Annotated in this window: 12 protein-coding genes; 7 read left to right on the top strand and 5 right to left on the bottom strand. The window is 70.5% G+C overall.

What is annotated here, in order from left to right; all coding sequences use genetic code 11:
* Window positions 1-68 precede the first annotated feature (68 nt).
* Window positions 69-728: a hypothetical protein gene (locus tag IEZ09_RS15615; RefSeq protein ID WP_189254411.1), complete on the top strand. Its 660-nt coding sequence runs from the start codon at window positions 69-71 to the stop codon at window positions 726-728.
* A 495-nt stretch (window positions 729-1,223) separates the two neighbouring features.
* Here the strand turns inward: IEZ09_RS15615 and IEZ09_RS15605 are convergent, their stop codons facing one another.
* Together IEZ09_RS15605 and IEZ09_RS15600 are read right to left on the bottom strand one after the other, a co-directional pair.
* A complete protein-coding gene (locus IEZ09_RS15605; RefSeq protein WP_229812586.1) occupies window positions 1,224-2,318 on the bottom strand; it encodes a DUF4034 domain-containing protein in 1,095 nt (364 codons plus the stop codon).
* An 89-nt stretch (window positions 2,319-2,407) separates the two neighbouring features.
* The gene (locus IEZ09_RS15600) at window positions 2,408-3,913 is read right to left on the bottom strand and encodes a M48 family metalloprotease (protein WP_189254409.1); all 1,506 of its coding nucleotides are present in this window, start codon (window positions 3,911-3,913) and stop codon (window positions 2,408-2,410) included.
* Between the two features lie 242 nt (window positions 3,914-4,155).
* Here IEZ09_RS15600 and IEZ09_RS15595 point away from each other — a divergent pair, with 242 nt between their 5' ends.
* Both IEZ09_RS15595 and IEZ09_RS15590 read left to right on the top strand, forming a co-directional pair.
* Window positions 4,156-7,299 carry a S8 family serine peptidase gene (locus IEZ09_RS15595; protein ID WP_189254408.1) on the top strand — a complete coding sequence of 1,048 codons (3,144 nt, stop codon included), beginning with the start codon at window positions 4,156-4,158 and terminating at the stop codon, window positions 7,297-7,299.
* A 396-nt stretch (window positions 7,300-7,695) separates the two neighbouring features.
* Window positions 7,696-8,091, top strand: coding sequence for an SCO2097 family morphological protein (locus tag IEZ09_RS15590; RefSeq protein WP_189254407.1), 396 nt, complete (start codon window positions 7,696-7,698; stop codon window positions 8,089-8,091).
* A 65-nt stretch (window positions 8,092-8,156) separates the two neighbouring features.
* Here IEZ09_RS15590 and IEZ09_RS15585 read toward each other — a convergent pair whose 3' ends face one another.
* From IEZ09_RS15585 to IEZ09_RS15575, 3 genes are read right to left on the bottom strand one after another with little or no spacing between them, the layout of a single operon-like run.
* Window positions 8,157-10,631 carry a transglutaminaseTgpA domain-containing protein gene (locus tag IEZ09_RS15585; protein WP_189254406.1) on the bottom strand — a complete coding sequence of 825 codons (2,475 nt, stop codon included), beginning with the start codon at window positions 10,629-10,631 and terminating at the stop codon, window positions 8,157-8,159.
* Between the two features lies 1 nt (window position 10,632).
* Entirely contained in the window at window positions 10,633-11,898 is a 1,266-nt protein-coding gene (locus IEZ09_RS15580) for a DUF58 domain-containing protein (protein WP_189254405.1), read from the bottom strand.
* A 2-nt stretch (window positions 11,899-11,900) separates the two neighbouring features.
* Window positions 11,901-13,085: an AAA family ATPase gene (locus IEZ09_RS15575; protein WP_370467717.1), complete on the bottom strand. Its 1,185-nt coding sequence runs from the start codon at window positions 13,083-13,085 to the stop codon at window positions 11,901-11,903.
* 273 nt (window positions 13,086-13,358) lie between these two features.
* Between IEZ09_RS15575 and mraZ the strand changes: the two genes are divergently transcribed.
* The 4 genes from mraZ to IEZ09_RS15555 all read left to right on the top strand — a co-directional run bounded on the left by mraZ (window position 13,359) and on the right by IEZ09_RS15555 (window position 17,401).
* Window positions 13,359-13,790, top strand: a complete 432-nt coding sequence (gene mraZ, locus IEZ09_RS15570) for a division/cell wall cluster transcriptional repressor MraZ (protein WP_189254403.1) — start codon at window positions 13,359-13,361, stop codon at window positions 13,788-13,790.
* 166 nt (window positions 13,791-13,956) lie between these two features.
* The gene (gene rsmH, locus IEZ09_RS15565) at window positions 13,957-14,910 is read left to right on the top strand and encodes a 16S rRNA (cytosine(1402)-N(4))-methyltransferase RsmH (RefSeq protein WP_189254402.1); all 954 of its coding nucleotides are present in this window, start codon (window positions 13,957-13,959) and stop codon (window positions 14,908-14,910) included.
* Window positions 14,907-15,491: a cell division protein FtsL gene (gene ftsL, locus IEZ09_RS15560; RefSeq protein WP_189254401.1), complete on the top strand. Its 585-nt coding sequence runs from the start codon at window positions 14,907-14,909 to the stop codon at window positions 15,489-15,491. Before rsmH ends, ftsL begins: the two co-directional genes overlap by 4 nt.
* The gene (locus IEZ09_RS15555) at window positions 15,491-17,401 is read left to right on the top strand and encodes a peptidoglycan D,D-transpeptidase FtsI family protein (protein ID WP_189254400.1); all 1,911 of its coding nucleotides are present in this window, start codon (window positions 15,491-15,493) and stop codon (window positions 17,399-17,401) included. Before ftsL ends, IEZ09_RS15555 begins: the two co-directional genes overlap by 1 nt.
* Window positions 17,402-17,454 lie beyond the last annotated feature (53 nt).

Raw genomic sequence — 17,454 nt, 5'->3', positions numbered from 1 at the left:
CCCGCAAGTTGTCCACAACTTCCCGTCCCCGAGGTCCACCCCACCCCCACCCGCCCCACCATGGACCCATGCGCCACCCCATCGACCTGGAAGCCCTGGGCACCCTCTTCGACCACCGAGTAGCCCCGACGGCAGCCCTGCTCCACATAGGACTGACCGCACCCCTGGTGGAGTCCCGCTGCCGCCCAGGCGGCCCCTGGCAACGCCTGCTCCCCGGCATCCTGCTCCTGAGCCGAGCAGGCCCCAGCCGCACCCAGCTGGTCCACGCGTCCCTCATGTACGCGGGCGAAGGCGCCGTGCTCACGGCCTTCGACGCCCTCTGCCTGCACGGCATGAAGTCCGCGATCCCGATGCTGGGCCCGATCCACGTCCTGGCCCCACGCCGCTCCCGAGCCATGGGCTACGGCGCCCTCCGCGTGGAACACACCGACCGCCTCCCCCGCCCGGTGATCCGCCGAGGCCTCCACGTGGCCCCGCTGGAACGAGCCGCGATCGACGCGGTCCGCCGCACCAAGTCGATCCCGGACACCAAGGCCATCCTGGAGGAGGTGAGCCACTTCGTAGGCGCCCAGGCCCTGCGCACAGAACTGGCCCTGGCCCCGACCCGCGGCACGGCCCTGGCCCGCAAACTCCTGGGCGAGTCGCCGGCCAGGCAACTGGAACGCGCGGTGATGGAACGCCGCCCGCTCTCGGTGCCGTCAGCCCGCGTGCCGATGGCGGTGGGCTAGCCCCGTTGCCCCACCCCGAAAACCGGCCTGGCGCGCATCCCTGCTGTGCGTCAGCGTCCGTGTTGCCAGCCACGTGCACAGGCGTCTGCCTGTTGTTGCCCAGCCCGGCAGCACTGGGCGGTGGCCTGCCAGCACCGAGCGGCGGCCTGGCAACACCAAAGCCCGCAGCCACCCTCACGCCCGAGGGTGCCTGCCCGACCCTCACGCCCGAGGGTGCCCGCTCGACCCTCACGCCCGAGGGTGCCTGCCCGACCCTCACGCCCGAGGGTGCCTGCCCGACCCTCACGCCCGAGGGTGCCTGCCCGACCCTCACACCCGAGGGTGCCTGCCCCGACCCTCACCCGAGGGCGCCTGCCTCACGCCCGAGGATCGCTCCCACACCCGAGGATCGCTCCCACACCCGAGGGTCGCCCCCACACCCGATCGCCGCCCCACACCCGATCGCCGCCCCACACCCGATCGCCGCCCCACACCAGAGAAAGGAGCCAAGACCCCCTACCGGACCGGAGCCTTGACCCCCTTGCCCTTGGCCATCTTCTGAACCGCAACCCCGCGCTGCGCCAGGAACGTGATCCGAGGCTCCTCGTAGTAGTCCCAAGGCCCGGCATCAGCCAACGCCCCCAGAGCCCGGAACTGCCCCACTGCTTCCTCGAACCGCTGCAACTGCATCAAAGCGAACGCCGCATACCCGCGGTCGTCCCGGAGCGCGTAGGTGTCCGCACCCTCATCCGCCAGCCGATCCAGCAAAGCATCCAAGGAGGCAACCACGGAAGGCGCCCTCCACATCTCGTCGTCCTGAGCCTCGTACGCGGCCTGCAGAGGCCAGGCCAGGAACTTGGGCGACTTGGCCGCGGCCTCCAGCGCGAACTCCAACGCCAGCTCGTCGGACCCGCGCCACTTGCGGCACCAGTACTGCAGGGCCTGCTGATGTCCGTTGTGGTGCAACGGATCCCGGGCGATCAGCTCGGCCCACACGGCGCGGAACTCGTCGTGCGGCATCTGCAGGCCGCGCGCGAGGGTCAGCGTCGTGTTCCACGGGGTCGGGTCCTCCGGCAGGACGGCGGCCGCCACCGTCGCGGCCTCGCGGGCCTCGAACAGCACGCGGTGGAAGCCCTCGAACTGCTCGCGCGTGGTTTCGGAGGCGACAGCGCTGCCGCGGATGTCCCAGGCCAGGGCCACGAGGGACATCGCGTGCACCACGACCCAGTGCGGGTCGCCGGGGCGTGCGGCCTGCCAGGCCGACATCCAGGTGTCGTCCTTGGCAGCGAGGTCGGCCAGGGCCCACACCACGCGTTGGCGGCGGTCCCAGTCGCCGAGGGTGGCGGTGACGAGGTCGGCGGCGTTCTCCCAGTTGCCGGCGCGGACGTCGTCCTTCACGGCGGCGAGGGCGAGGTCCTCGATCGGGGACGTGGAGGTCACCTCGGCGTCGGGGACCAGGCCGTAGCGCTCGGGGTGGGTTTTGGGCAGGACGTGGGCCGCCACCACGTCGGGCGGGAGTTGGTCGATCTCCACGCCCCGGCGCTTGGCCTCGCGCATCAGGCGGATGACGGCGACGAGTTCCTTGGGCTTGAAGAGAAGGGAAAGCACCACGAGATATCTCCAGTCGAAGCACGCGAAGCCAGGGCACGCGAGGTCGGGCACGCGAAGTCGGGGTGCGCGCGAGGTAAGGGCGTGCGAGGTCAGTGCGCCGGGCGGTAGTCGGGGGCCACACCGGCCGTGGCCAGTGCGGCGCGCAGGCCCTCGGTGTTGCCGTTGTCGGAGACCGCGGCGTCCAGGCGGTCGGCCATGTCGAAGTCGTCAGAGGAGGTGACGAATGTCGTTCGTCCCAGCCAGTCCAGCTCCCAGCGCGCCAGGCCCGCGTCGGAGAAGGCGAGCGCCACCAGCGCCGAGAGTTCGGGCAGGACCTCGCCGCGGGCCATTTCGCGGCGGGCGCGCACGCCGGCGTCCTTGCTGCCCGGCGTGGAGGAGCCCAGGTCGGCGAGCCGGCCGGCGTCGAGGGCGTTGAGGACGGTCGTCAGTGAGGGCGGCTGGTTCATCGCCGCGGCGGCCGCGTTCAGGAGGCGTTCGGTGCCGTGCACCACGCGGGCTCGGGCGCCGATGTGGCTGAGCGTGGCCCAGTCGACGCGTTGCTTGGTGTGGGCCTCGGACTTCAGCGAGTTCATCACGGCGGAGTCCAGCAGCGGCATCGGGTCGGTGAGCAGTTCGACGGCGGGGCGGTCGCCCCAGCCGGACTCGGGTTCCAGGGCCAGGGCGTCGATGGCGGCGATGCGGTCCTGCAGCGGGGGGTGCGAGTCGTACGGGCCGCGGTCCGGGTCGGACGGGTGCTGGCGGATCTGCTCCAGCTGCTCGTGGAGTTCCGGGGAGGTGCGCAGGCGGGCGAAGCCGTCGAAGAACGTCGTGGGGAGGTAGCCGAGGTCCCAGGCGACGGTCAGGTGGCGGTCGGTGAAGAGGTCCCACGCCGCGTCGATCACCGGCAGTTCGCGCAGTGCGGACGAGGCGGCCGACGAACCGGCCAGCTGGGCCGAGAAGCGGTCGGCCGCGAACTCCTGGCGGCGGCTGATGGCCTGGGAGACGCGGAGGTACAGCTTGGCGTAGCCCTGGAACAGCTTGACGATCAGGCGCTGGAACCAGTGTTCGGCGTTCATGTGGGAGCCGGCGCGCAGCATGGCGGCGCGGCCGGAGACGACGACGCCGGCGAGGCGCGTGTCCTTGTTGGCGTAGTGCCCGAGCTCGTGGGCGATCACGGCGATGAGCTGCTTTTCGGTCATGGAGGTGAGCAGAGGGGCACCGATGAACATCCTGCGCTTCAGCACGCGCAGACCCAGGAACCGGGTGTCCTCGGCGACACCGGCGTTCACCGCGGCGAGGATCCGGATCTCGTCCGGCGGGCGGGTGCCGAGGTCGGCGGCCAGGCGGCGGACGAGGTCCCAGAGCGCGGGTTGGTCCGCGGGCGTGACGAGGGTGCCGGGCACCTCGTCCTGCTCGCGGCGCTCCAGCGAGACCAGGCCCTTGACCAGCGCGAACACCACCGGCACGACGAACAGCGCCAGCTTCAGGCCGACGAACGGCCGGTTGATCAGGGCGTACGTCTCCAGTGCCAGGAGTCCGCCGATCAACGCGGAGGCGATCACGTAGAAACCGACGAGCAGCGCGACCGCGATGGCAGCACGCAGCGAAACACGCATGATCAGAGCGACCTTCCCCCAGTGCCGCGTCCAGATGGCGGCAGGACGCAGTGTGCATGATGGACGATCACGACTCAACGCCGAATGCGCGGCGGGAATGTCAACCAGTCGATCGGCCAGTCCGCGTACGTCTGCGGGATGAGTTCCGCGGCAGCACCTCGGGCCCTCAGAGGGAGGTGTGGTGACGCTCGGTGTCCCTACGGTCACTCGGGCAACACCTCATCGAGCACTGGAGGTACCCAGTGAGAGCAGGACAGCGAGGTGCCCGTCGGGGGATCACGGCGCTCGCGTTGTCGGCAGGTCTCGTCACCGCGGTGACGGCGGCTGTCGCGCACGCGGAGGAGGCGGCATCGGGGCAGAACGGCCAGAGCGTCACGCTGATCACCGGTGACCGGGTGGAGCTGGCAGGCAACCGGGTCGTGCGGTACGTGCCGGGGCCGGGCCGGGAGACGCTCGCCGTGCGCACCTTCACGCAGAACGGGCATCAGCACGTGGTCCCCGCGGACGCGGTCGGGTTGGTGTCCGGCGGAAAGCTCGACCCGCGGTTGTTCGACGTGACGTCGTTGGTGGAGTTCGGCTACGACGACGCGCGCCGCGACAACGTCCCTGTGATCGTGCGGCCGGCGGCGGGCGCGCGATCGGGCGTCAACGCGTTGAGCGCCAAGGGGTCCGTGGCCGACCTGGTGACGGGCACGGCCGCGAAGTCCGGCAGTGCCTGGGAGTCGCTGCGCGGCGGCGCGGTCGAGAAGGTGTGGCTCGACGGCGTCCGCAAGGTGGCGCTCGACCGCAGCACCAAGCAGATCGGGGCGCCCGAGGCGTGGCAGGCCGGTGTCACCGGCAAGGGCGTGAAGGTCGCCGTGCTCGACACGGGGGTCGACGAGAAGCACCCGGACCTGCAGGGCAGGCAGGTCGCCGAGAAGAACTTCACCACCTCGCCGGACAACACCGACGAGGTCGGTCACGGCACGCACGTCGCGTCGACGATCGCCAGCAAGGGCGAGAAGTACCGCGGTGTCGCGCCGGACGCCGAGATCCTCGACGGCAAGGTCTGCCAGCCGGGCGGTTGCACCGAGTCGGCGATCCTCGGTGGCATGCAGTGGGCGGCCGAGCAGGGCGCGCACGTCATCAACATGAGCCTGGGCGGCGGTGACACCCCGGAGATCGACCCGATCGAGGAGGCCGTCAACCGGATCTCCGCGCAGACCGGCGCGCTGTTCGTGATCGCGGCGGGCAACTCGGGCCGGCCGGAGACGATCGGTTCGCCCGGTAGCGCCGAGTCCGCGCTGACCGTGGGTGCCGTGGACCGCAACGACGGCATCGCGTCGTTCTCCAGCCGTGGTCCTGCCGCGGACGGCGGGGTGAAGCCGGACGTCACGGCGCCCGGTGTCGACATCGTGGCGGCGGAGGCCGGAACGCAGGGCCACGTCGCGATGTCCGGCACGTCGATGGCCACCCCGCACGTCGCGGGTGTCGTCGCGCTGCTCAAGCAGCAGCACCCGGACTGGACCGGCACGCGGCTCAAGGCGACGATCATGGCGTCGGCGAAGGCCAATCCCGCGCTGAAGCCGTTCGACCAGGGCACCGGTCGCGTGGACGTGCCGAAGATGCTGGCGCAGCAGGTGATCTCGGAGCCCGCCAGCATCAACTTCGGGGTGCAGCAGTGGCCGCACGACGACGACCAGAAGGTCGTCCGCGAGGTCACCTACCGCAACGGCGGCAAGGACCCGCTGACGCTCGACCTGACCGTCGACGTCACCGGACCGGACGGCAAGCCCTCGCCCTCCGGTCTGTTCTCGGTGTCCCCGGCGAAGCTCACGGTTCCCGCCGGCGGCGAGGCCAAGGCCACGATCACCGCTGACACCAGGGTGAACGCGGCCGACGGCGCCTACAGCGGCGCGGTCGTCGCCTCGAACGGCCAGCGCACCCTGATCAGCGTCAACCGCGAGGTCGAGAGCTACGACGTCGGCGTCTCGGTGCTCGGCCCGGACGGCAACCCGGCGGCCGAGCACGGCACGACGTTCGTCAACACCAGGACCGGCAAGTACTACGCGGGCCAGGCGAGGAACGTTCGCCTGCCCAAGGGCGAGTACATCGTGGACAGCCCGATCCTCACGCAGGACAACAAGGTCCTGTTCCTGGTGCAGCCCAGGTTCGTGGTGGACGGGAAGGCGACGATCACGGTCGACGGGCGCAAGGCCAAGCCGGTCGCGCTCAAGACGCCGGACGCCGCCGCCAAGGGCATGATCGGCACGGTCAGCTACAGCACGAAGGTGGCGGGCCAGCCGTTCGGCTCGGGCTGGGCGTTCTTCGGCGGCCTGGCGGGCAACGTGCTCACCGCACAGCTCGGACCGGTCGCACCGGGCTTCTCGACGACGATCGCCGAGCAGTTCCAGGGCACGCCCCGCGACGAGAAGACGCCGGTGAGCTACCGCCTGATGTGGACCGAACACGGCATGCCCACCGGGTTCGAGCGCACCGCCAAGCCGGCCGAGCTCGCCGAGATGACGAGCACCTTCCGCCCGGCGGGTGAGGGCTACCGCCACGGCGTCGCGGTGATGCCGCACCCGACCGACGGCAGCGGCGGCTTCGGCTGGTACACCCCGGTGCCCGACAACGGCCACGCTGTCGACTTCGTCAGCACCACGGGCGGCAAGTGGAGCTGGATCTACGACCGCAGCACCGCTGACGACACCCGCGAGTACTCCACGGAGACGCCGGCGAAGTCCTTCCAGGGCGGCAGGAAGTACGCGCAGGCGTTCGGCAGGGCCGTCCTCGGCCCGTCCGTCCCGTCGGCTCCCGGCTTCGGCCTCGCGCGGCTCGAGGACCAGATCGCGGTCAGGGTCCCGCTCTTCACCGACAGCAACGGCGGTGAGGGCCGGGCCGGCACCGGAACGGCGAAGACCACGTTGTTCCACAACGGCACCAAGCTCGGCGAGCAGCCGCAGCCGGGCGCGATCTTCGACGTTCCTGCCGCGGAAGGTTCCTACCGGGCGGAGATGGAGCACAGCCGCTCCGCCGAGGTGTCCACGAAGGTGAGTGGTGCCTGGACGTTCAAGGCCAAGCACACGACCGACGTGACGCACCTGCCGCTCACGGTGGTCCGCTTCCTGCCGAGGCTCGACGACCAGGACACCGCCCACGGCCGGGTGCTCGTCGTCCCGCTGAAGGTGGAGCAGCAGCAGAACACGCCGAAGGTCAAGCGCGTCACCGTCGAGGTCTCCTTCGACGACGGCGCGACCTGGCAGCAGATCCCGGTCGCGGGCGACAGGGCGATCGTGAAGCACCCGAACGGTGCGAAGTTCGCGTCGCTGCGCGCCAAGACGGCGGACGCCGCGGGCAACACCGGCGAGGTGACGATCATCCGCGCCTACAAGATCGCGGGCTGATCAACCGCGACGCGCGGGCGGAGGTCGTGATCTCTGCCCGCGCGTCCTCGCCGGAAGCGCGAACTGAGACGGCGTGACGCTCCGTCGCGGACCCCTCGAACGTGTGTCGCCGCCCCTCCGCAGACCGTCACCACGCCCGTACCGGGACGGATAGAAGAGCCGAATGGGGCGTGAACGGAGGGCCGGAAGACCCGTGAGGGTGCCTCACGAGGGCCTCACCACTGCCCCAGGAGGATGATGGTGACAGAACCGACCGTATGAGAAGGCCGACTGGGTAGTCGCCGGGGCGTGTGGATCGTATCCTGGAGGGTGACGTCCCCAGGGTGGGTCGTCCGCCGGGTTCGGCGGAAACCGAGAACACCCGGCGCCCGCGACCGCTGTGCCGGAGGAGGAACGATGCCACTCTCCGAGCACGAGCAGCGACTGCTCGACCAGATCGAGCGCGCGCTCTACGCCGAAGACCCGAAGTTCGCATCCACCGTACGAGGCGCCAAGTTGCGGCGGCCGTCCAAGCGACGCCGCGTACAGGGCATCGTGTTGTTCGTGGCAGGTGTGGCGGCGCTCGTCGCTGGTGTGATGTTCCCGAAGCTCGCGATCGTCGGGATTCCCGTCGTGAGCGTCTTCGGCTTCCTGCTGATGTTCTTCGGTGTGCTCATCACCCTGACGACGCTGCGCCGCGGTGACCAGGTCGCCGAGGGGACGCAGGAAGACGGCAAGCCCACACGCAGCCGCAGCTCGTTCTCCGAACGGATGGAGGAGCGCTTCCGTCGTCGCTTCGACGAGGAGCAGTAACAACTCAAGCCACAAGCGAAAGGCCCGCCCCCGAGGGAGCGGGCCTTTCGCTTTGCTCGAGAACCTCAGACCCCGACGGTCTCGCGCTCCGGCGTCTCGGCCACCGGCGCGGGCGTCGGCTTGAGCACCGACTTCGGGAACAGCTTCGCCCGCAACGACAGCGGAGCGTTCTGTCGCAACGACTGTCGCACCGCGGCCAGCGCACCGGGCAGCGCGGGATCGGCCGCGGGGTTCGCGCTGTACCAGGACCGCTCGATCGCGCCGATCACCACGCGCAGGCCGTCCTTGCCCGCCTCGTCGAGGTTGTGCTCGCGCGCCAGCCGCCGGGCGGCCGTCCTGATGGTCTCCGCCGCCGGCACGGGCGCGCCGCGGTCGATCGACTCCGCCATGAGCTCGCTCCAGGCCGCGGAGGCCGCCCCTGGACCGAGGGCCGCGACCGTGTGCAGGCGGTTGTGGCGGCGCACGGCGCGCACGAGCAGCGGTGTCAGGAAGAGCCCCGCGAGGACCAGCACGATCGCGAGCCACCACGAGAGCAACGCGGCCGCCAGGCCGACGCCGATCAGCCACAACCCCGCGGCGGCCGGGATCAGCAGCTTGCGCGCCCACGCCACGCCCATCATGCCCGCGCTGATCAGGCCGAGGAGCGCGAGCACCAGGAACACCGTCAGCAGGGCCGCCAGCACCAGCACCACGCCGAGCGCCCACAGGTGCCACGGCGGCGGCCCGGCCTCGCCGGCCTGCTGCTGGTTCTGGGTGTCCTCGGTGCCGTCGGCCGAGGTGGACGGCTGGGCCGACCCGCTGGTGGACGGCTTCACCGTCTCGGTCTTCGTCTCGGCGGTCGGCTGCTCCTCCGCACCGGGCGAGGTCTCGCGCAGGTACGGCGGCACAACGCCCCGGCCGTCGTCGACCGGCGTCGGGTCGAAGGTCATCCAGCCGTGGTTCGGGAAGAAGATCTCGACCCACGCGTGCGCGTCGTCGGTGCTGATCACGCGGTAGGAGTTGTCCGCGGACGGCACACCGGCGGTGAAGCCGATCGCGACGCGCGACGGCAGCCCGACGACGCGGGCCATCACGGCCATCGCGGAGGCGAACTGCTCGCAGTAGCCGACCTTGCTGCGCATCACGAAGTCGGTCAGCGCGTCCTTGCTCGCGTCGCCCTTGGTCTTGAGGTCGTACTTGAAGCCGCTGGTCGGGCCGTTGAAGAACGCGGTCAGCGCGGCGGCCTTGTCGAAGTTGTTGGTGGCACCCTCGACGATCTTGTTCGCCAGGTCGACCACCTGCTGCTCGACGCCCTCGAACTTGTAGTACTCGGCGTCGACCCCGTTCTTCGAGTCCGGCGTCATGCGCAGCGCCTGCTTCGTCGGCGTCGAGAGCACCGTGTCGATCACGTACGGCTCGGGCTCGCGCTCCCGCTGACTGAAGATCACGCCCTTCTTCACGTCGAAGCGGTAGTCGTCGTCCGGGGTGTCGATGCGGCGGACGGCGCCGTAGGTCGGCAGCCAGAAGCTCCGCCAGTCGCGCGGCTCGATGTCGATCCGCGTCGTCTTGCCCTCGCCGCGGTCACCGGCCTGGGGCGGCAGCTCGCCGCGCGCGGGCTGGCCACCGGGGTCGGTGCCGCGTTCCCAGCCCTTGTCCGGCACGTACCTGGCGAGCGTGGTCGCCCGCATGTACGTCTGTTCCGGCAGGCCGCGCACGTAGAACACCTCGGCGGTCTTGCCTCGGTTGAGCATGCCGCGCAACGACGTCATCTCGCTCAGCCCGATGCCGCCCTTGCCGGCGCCACCGCCGCCGCTCATCGGCAACCGGCCGACCGTGCCGACGAACGTGAAACCCGCCCCGACGATCAGCGCGATCACCATGGCGATGGCAGCCACCGTGGTCGCGGAACCACCCGATCCGCTCGCCGACCCGGATCCGAGCCTGCCGCGCCACGCCTCGTGCCGGTGCTGGCCGTCGACCGCGAGCAGCATCGCGAACGCGGCCGCGCCCACGATGAACGTCCAGAACGGCAGCATCTCGTCGGCCAGCGACGCGGGCACCGCGAACACGCACAGCAGCACCAGCCCGGACGCCGCCGGTGCCGCCGCGGCCACGGCCAGCGTGTCCACCAGCACCGCGACCAGGCCGATCGCCAGCACCACGAGCGCCTGGATCGGCGGCGTCGCGTGCACCGGCGGCACCCCGGTCTGCACCTGCGCGACCGACTCCGCGAGCACGTCGCCGAGCTCGCCCAGCGCGTCGGGACCGGGGATGAACAGGAAGATGCCCGACCGCGTGTGCAACGCCGTGAGCAGGCACAACAGCACGAACACCTGGGCGATGGCGACCAGCGGAGGGGTCAGCCTGGTCGCCCGCAGGAACGCGCCGGTCACGGTGATCGCCACGATCACCACGCCGATGCGCACCAGCCAGAGGTCACCCTCGATGACGCCGGAGAGCGCCGTCGACGCGCACAGCACCGCGAGCGCGGCGATCCACGGCGTGGCCGAGGTGAACCACTCGGGTTCGGTGGCCTTCGCGGGAGCGGAACGGGACCCCATCTCAGCCCACCTCCGAGCGAACCGACGGCCCCCGGTTGCCGGCCGAGGCGCACAACTCCTGCCACACCTGCTGCATCGAGGCCGACGGCCGCGCTATCGCCACACCCCAGCCCGCACCGGTCAGCAACCGCCGCGCGTCCTCGGGATCGGGCGCGGTGGCGTCCGACCCGCCGGCCCAGGCGTTCACGTCGAGCAGCACGGCCAGGCTGCGCATGCCACGCGGCCGGTACCTGATCAGCTCTTCCACGGACGCGGGCGAGACCGCGCCCAGCACCGCGATGACCTCCTGGCCGGCGCCGGGGTCGATGCCCGCGCTCAGCTCACGCCGGTGCGAGCCCTGCAGCGCGGCCAGCGAGTCCAGCACCACGTGGTCGCTGTGCCCGCCGTCGGACGACCCGCCCGCGAGCACCCGCCCGTCCTCGGAGACCAGGCGCACCTGGTGGCCGAAGTGGTGCAGGTGCAGGCAGATCGACGCCACGAACGAGATCGCCCACTCCAGCGACGCCGTCGGGCCGCTGCCCCGGTGCGCGTACACCCGGTGGTCGAGCAGCACGGTCGTGCCGCCGCGCCACGGACGTTCCTCGACGCGGACCATGAGCTCGTCGCGCCGGGCCGTGGACCGCCAGTGGACCTTCCGCAGGTCGTCGCCGTGGCGGTACGGCCGCACCACCGCGTCGTCCTCGCCCTGACCGGCCCGCAGCCGCACCGAGCCGTCGTCGCCCGCGCCCATGCCGGAGCCGCCGGGCAGACCCGACAGCCGCACCACCCGCGGCACCACGACCAGCCGCGACCGGCCGGCGAGCTCGCGGTCGAACTCGGCGAGCCCGAACGGGTCGGTGATCCTGGCCATGAGCGGGCCGACCTGCTGGATGCCGCGCATGACCGGCTTGAGCGGGTAGCGCAACGACGTGGGCGTGTTGCGCGGCAACCGTTCGACCAGGAACCGCGGCCGCGCGCCCAGCGCGTACGGGACCGTGTCCTCGAGCATCAGCCCGCCCGTGGGCAACCGGCCGGTGCTGCGCAGGTCCAGCTTCACCTCGGCCGCCGCACCGACCGGCACGCGGCTCGGCGCGAGGAACCGGGCGGCGTGCAGCCCCACCCGAGCCCTCGTCGCGAGCCACGCGGCCAGCAGCGGCAGCGCGATCACGAACGCGGCGACCCTCAGCAGGTCGCGCTCGTTCAACACGGCGGCGCACACCCCGGCGGCGAACCCCGCGGCCAGCAGGCACCGACCGCGTGTGGTCAGACCGGACAGTGCGGTTCGCATCGTCAGCGTGGCGTCCCTGCGTTGTTGTTGTTCATGCTGCGGACAAAGGCTGCGCTCGGGTCGAGTGCCGCGGTCGGCACCGGCACCCGCTGCAGCAACGCCCTGATCAGTTCGGCGGGAGACCGGCGGGCGGCCTGCGCCTCCGCGGTCATCACGAGCCGGTGCGCGAGCACGGGGATCGCGATCGAGTGGATGTCGTCCGGCACCACGAAGTCACGACCCGCGAGCGCGGCTTGTGCCCGTGCGGCGCGCACGAGGTGCAACGTGGACCGCGGCGACGCACCCAGCCGCAGCTCCGGCAGGCGGCGCGTGGCCGACACCAGCTCGACGGCGTAGCGACGCACCTCGGGGGAGAGGTGCACCCGGCGCACGGCCTCGATCAGCCGCAGCACCTGGGCCGCGTCCGAGACGGGCCGCAGGTCGTCGAGCGGGTTGTGGCCCGCGTGCTCGTCGACCATCGCGAGCTCGGCCGCCGGGTCCGGGTAGCCGATCGACACGCGCGCGGTGAACCTGTCGCGCTGTGCCTCCGGCAGGGCGTAGGTGCCCTCCATCTCGATCGGGTTCTGCGTCGCGATCACCATGAACGGCGAGCCCAGCGGGTACGTGTTCGCGTCGACCGTGACCTGGTGCTCCTCCATGCACTCCAGGAGCGCCGACTGCGTCTTGGGGGAGGCGCGGTTGATCTCGTCGCCGACGACGATGTTCGCGAAGATCGGTCCCGGCCGGAACTCGAAGTCGTTCTCCTGCCGGTTGTAGATCGACGAGCCGGTGATGTCGCTCGGCAACAGGTCGGGCGTGAACTGCACGCGGCTCACGGTGCAGTCGATGGAGCGGGCAAGCGCTTTCGCCAGGGAGGTCTTGCCGACGCCCGGCACGTCCTCCACGAGCAGGTGCCCTTCGGCGAGCAGCGTCACGAGGGCGAGCCGGACCACGTCGGGTTTGCCGACGAGCACCCGTTCGACGTTGGCGGCGATCCGCTGGACGGCGCCGTGCAACTCCCCGAGGATCTGATCGACCGGCGCGTGACTGTTCGCGCTTGGGCTTCCCGGTGTCACTAAACCTCCAGCAGCCGTGTCCGGAACACGGACGTGTGAGCGTTTCACGCAGTGTGTCAAACCACGGCTAAGAGCCCTACACCTGCGGGCTACATCGGGTTCGCTCCACCACTTTCCACCTTCCCCCACCATCACGTTCCAACCCCACGTTTTGGTCGAAATTTCTAGGCCGTTCGAGTGGCAAATCGGCCCTCAACCCTCACCCGCGAAGGTGGAGCCTGACCAGCTCCCCCACCGTCCCCCCACGCCTCCCCACTCGATCTACCTGCACAAACGGGTTACGAGTTGGTGCGTAAACACCTGTTTCAGCGTTGACTGTGGTGAAAAGTGGGGTACTGTGGCGGCCGGTGGGGCAGACGGGGGCTCCACTGCCGGTCCGTCGCCCGGCTAGGGAGGTGGCTGCCGATGTTCCTCGGCACTCACTACCCGCGCCTGGACGACAAGGGTCGGCTGACACTGCCTGCGAAGTTCCGGGACGAACTGGCGGGAGGTCTCATGGTCACCAAAGGCCAGGACCACTGCCTGTACGTGTTCCCGCGAGCGGAGTTCGAGCAGATGGCGAGGAAGGTCGCCGAGGCGCCGTTCACCAACGACGCCGTACGCGCCTATCAGCGGTATCTGTTCGCAGGTACGGACGAGCAGCGTCCGGACGGTCAGGGCCGCGTTCTGATCGCACCGGAACTGCGCCGGTATGCCGGGCTGACCAAGGAGTGCGTGGTCGTCGGCGCGTTCACCAGGTTGGAGATCTGGGACGCGCAGGCCTGGCAGACCTACCTCGAGGAGCACGAGGACGGCTACGCCGAGGCTCGCGAGGAGGTCATACCGGGCGTCTTCTGATGGCGGTCAGCCGAGCAACAGGCCGGATGTTCCACCGCGATTCGGGTGCCGTGAGGCCTCGGTCCGCTCGACTATCGGCCCTGGCGCACCTTCCCCGGCGCCAGGTTCGACGGGCGGGCGGGGACCTGACGTCACCCGAACGCGCATCAGGGGAGTAGAGGGACCGATGGATCAGCCGCGGCACGTTCCGGTGCTGCTGGACCGCGTCCTGGAACTCTTCGCTCCGGCGCTCGAAGGCAAGCCCGCCGTCCTCGTCGACACGACGCTCGGCATGGGCGGTCACTCCGACGCGCTGCTCAGCGCTCACCCCGAGCTGACGCTGATCGGGCTCGACCGCGACCCGCAGGCCATCGAGATGGCCGGGAAGCGGCTCGCCCGCCACGGCGACCGCGTCCATCTCGTCAACGTCACCTACGACCACATCGCGGAGGCCGTGCACGACCTCGGCTACTCGCATGTGGACGGTGTGCTGATGGACCTCGGCGTGTCCTCGTTGCAGCTCGACGAGGAGGAGCGCGGGTTCGCGTACTCCAAGGACGCGCCGCTGGACATGCGGATGTCCAAGGGCACCGGGATGACGGCGGCGGACGTGCTCAACACGTACTCGCACGGCGACCTCGCGCGGATCCTCTCCACCTATGGCGAGGAGCGGTTCGCAGGCAAGATCGCGTCGGCGGTGCTCAGGGAGCGCGAGAAGGAGCCGTTCACCACCTCCGGACGGCTCGTCGAGCTGTTGTACAACGTTGTCCCCGCGGCGTCGCGGCGCACGGGCGGGCATCCGGCGAAGCGCACGTTCCAGGCGTTGCGCATCGAGGTCAACGGCGAACTGGAGTCGTTGCGGCTGGCCCTTCCCGCCGCGCTCGGTGTGCTGGGCATGGGCGGGCGGATCGTCGTCGAGTCCTACCAGTCGCTCGAGGACCGGATGGTGAAGCAGGCGTTCGCCGAGCTCGCGAAGTCGAAGACGCCGCCGGGCCTGCCGGTCGAGCTGCCGGGCCACGGACCCGAGCTCAAGTTGCTCACGAAGGGCGCGGAGCTCGCGTCGGAGCAGGAGATCGAGGACAACCCGCGCGCGGCCCCGGTGCGGCTGCGGGCGGCGGAACGGATCGGAGAACCGAGATGACGGCACCCGCACGGGTCGGCGAGCCGTCGCCCCGCGACCCTTCCAGGAAGAAGACGCAGAAGAAGGCCGAGGAGTACGACAAGGCGCGGCGGCGGACCGCCGGTGCCGAACGTGCCTACGCCCGCCGGGCCCAGCGCGCCCAGAACCTGCGCGGCGGTGCCGCGGTGCCGCAGCAGAAGCCGGTGTCGAAGGCCCCGTTCGTCGTGCTGGTGATGCTCGTGCTGGGCGCGGGTGTCGCCGGGATCATGTACTTCTCGACCCAGGCTGCCGCCGACACCTACCGTCTGCAGGAGGCGAAGGCCGAGGCGGAGAAGCTGACGTTGCGGATGGAGCAGCTGCGCCGTGAGGTCGCGCTGCTCGAGTCGCCGACCGACCTCGCGCGCCGCGCCGCGGAGATGGGTCTCGTGGAGCCGTCGAACCCGGCCCGGCTGCGGCAGAACCCGGACGGCTCGATCGAGGAGTTCGGCAAGCCGAGCGCGCCGACCAAGTCGACGCCTCCGCCGCCACCGTCCTCCGAGCCGCCGGCGCCGCCTGCCGGTCAGACGCCGCCCGGCACCACGACTCCTCCGGCGGGTGGCTGATGCCGGGTCCGCAGCAGAGGGGGCCGCGCCGCCCGTTGTCGGTGCGCGGCCCTCGCCCGACCGCGCGGCTGGGCGGCAACGCGAAGCTGCGCATCGCGATCGGCCGGATCCTGCTGATCGGCGCGCTGCTGGTCGCGGGCGTGAAGCTCGTGCAGGTGCAGGGCATCCAGGCGGCCGAGCTCGCGCAGCAGGCACAGAAGCAGCGCACCACGCGGCTGAACATCCCCGCCGAGCGCGGCTCGATCCTCGACCGCAACGGCAACCAGCTCGCGTTCTCGATCGAGGTGCGCGCGCTCTACATCCTCCCGCAGCGCGCCCGCAAGACGTGGGACGAGGCGCGCGCGAAGGAACCCGAGAAGTACCCGGTCTCCTACGACGACCACATGCGCGAGGTCGCGAAGTTCATCTCGTCGACCCTCGGCCCCGAGGTCAACGGCGAGAAGACCGACGAGGAAACCGTCTACCAGCAGCTCGTGAAGGACATCAGCTACGAGGTCCTGGTCAGCGAGGCGGAGCCGGCCAAGGCGGCGCAGATCGTCGCGAAGTACCCGACGGAGATCGGGTCCGAGTACCGCTCGAAGCGCATCTACCCCAACGGCGAGGTGGCGTCGAACATCATCGGCGCCGCGAACTGGCGCCAGGAGGAGAAGCCGCCGACCACCCAGGGCATCCTCGGCCTGGAGAGCGCGCAGGACAACGTGCTGGCTGGCCGCATGGGCCGCCGCGTGGTCGACACGATGTCCGGCGACGACACGCTCGTCATCCCGAACACCGAACGCGAGCTCGTGAAGCCGTTGCCCGGCAAGAGCCTCGAGCTGACCATCGACATCGACACCCAGTACGCGGTGCAGAAGATGGTCACCGACTACACGAAGAAGTCGGGCGCCCGCAACGGTTCCGCGGTGGTTCTCGACAGCCGCACCGGCGAGATCGTCGCCATGGCCAACGACAAGACCTACGACCCGACGGACTTCGGCAAGGCCGACCCTGAGCAGCTGCGCAACACCGCGGTCGCCTCGTCGTTCGAACCGGGTTCGGTGAACAAGATCGTCACCGCTGCCGCCGCCGTCGAGTACGGCCTGTTCAAGCCGGACGACGTGCTGCAGGTGCCGGGCTCGATCAAGGTCGCCGACCGCACGATCAGGGACGCGTGGACCCACGGGACCGTCCCGATGTCGTTCACCGGCGTCTTCGCCAAGTCGTCCAACGTCGGCACGCTGCTCGCCGCCCAGGAGGTCGGCAAGGAGCGCTACGCCGAGATGCTGCAGAAGTTCGGCCTCGGCCGCCGCACCAACTCCGGCGTTCCCGCGGAGGAGTCCGGTGTCGTGCCGCCGCTCAACCAGTGGTCCGGCTCGACCTTCGGCAACCTGCCGATCGGCCAGGGTCTCTCGATGACGCTGCTGCAGATGACGGGCATGTACCAGGCCATCGCCAACGACGGCGTCCGCATCCCGCCGCGTCTGATCCGCGCCGAGATCGGCGAGGAGGGCGCGCGCTCGGAGAAGCAGCGCCCAGAAGGCGTCCGCGTCGTCTCGCCGCAGACCGCGAAGACGGTCCGCGACATGTTCCGGTCGGTCACCCAGTCCGATCCGCGGGACGCGAACCAGAACGGGACGGGCAAGCAGGCCGCGCTGCCCGGCTACCAGATCGCCGGCAAGACGGGCACGGCCCAGCAGATCGACCCGACCTGCAAGTGCTACTCGCAGTCGCAGTACTGGATCACGTTCGCCGGCATCCTCCCGGCCGACAACCCGCGCTACGTCGTCGGCATCATGCTCGACGCGCCGCACGGCACCCAGTTCAGCTCTTCGGCGGCGCCGTTGTTCCACGACATCGCGGCGTACCTGACCCAGCGGTTCCAGGTGCCGATGTCGGTGGAGCAGACGCCGTACGTGCAGCTGCAGATGTAGATCATTTTTCGGGGGCGCGCATTCTTTATGACGCGCCCCCATTTTTGCAAGTG

The organism is Lentzea flava, from assembly GCF_014648475.1.
Taxonomy (GTDB): Bacteria; Actinomycetota; Actinomycetes; order Mycobacteriales; family Pseudonocardiaceae; genus Lentzea; species Lentzea flava.
This window is presented reverse-complemented; position numbering and strand designations above follow the sequence as displayed.

What these genes read in the sequence shown, in the direction of transcription:
- IEZ09_RS15575 (WP_370467717.1), bottom strand. Translation starts at nt 13,085, where the DNA reads ATGGTGGGGGAAGGTGGAAAGTGGTGGAGCGAACCCGATGTAGCCCGC.
- IEZ09_RS15585 (WP_189254406.1), bottom strand. Translation starts at nt 10,631, where the DNA reads ATGGGGTCCCGTTCCGCTCCCGCGAAGGCCACCGAACCCGAGTGGTTC.
- rsmH (WP_189254402.1), top strand. Translation starts at nt 13,957, where the DNA reads ATGGATCAGCCGCGGCACGTTCCGGTGCTGCTGGACCGCGTCCTGGAA.
- IEZ09_RS15590 (WP_189254407.1), top strand. Translation starts at nt 7,696, where the DNA reads ATGCCACTCTCCGAGCACGAGCAGCGACTGCTCGACCAGATCGAGCGC.
- IEZ09_RS15615 (WP_189254411.1), top strand. Translation starts at nt 69, where the DNA reads ATGCGCCACCCCATCGACCTGGAAGCCCTGGGCACCCTCTTCGACCAC.
- IEZ09_RS15600 (WP_189254409.1), bottom strand. Translation starts at nt 3,913, where the DNA reads ATGCGTGTTTCGCTGCGTGCTGCCATCGCGGTCGCGCTGCTCGTCGGT.
- IEZ09_RS15580 (WP_189254405.1), bottom strand. Translation starts at nt 11,898, where the DNA reads ATGCGAACCGCACTGTCCGGTCTGACCACACGCGGTCGGTGCCTGCTG.
- mraZ (WP_189254403.1), top strand. Translation starts at nt 13,359, where the DNA reads ATGTTCCTCGGCACTCACTACCCGCGCCTGGACGACAAGGGTCGGCTG.
- IEZ09_RS15555 (WP_189254400.1), top strand. Translation starts at nt 15,491, where the DNA reads ATGCCGGGTCCGCAGCAGAGGGGGCCGCGCCGCCCGTTGTCGGTGCGC.
- ftsL (WP_189254401.1), top strand. Translation starts at nt 14,907, where the DNA reads ATGACGGCACCCGCACGGGTCGGCGAGCCGTCGCCCCGCGACCCTTCC.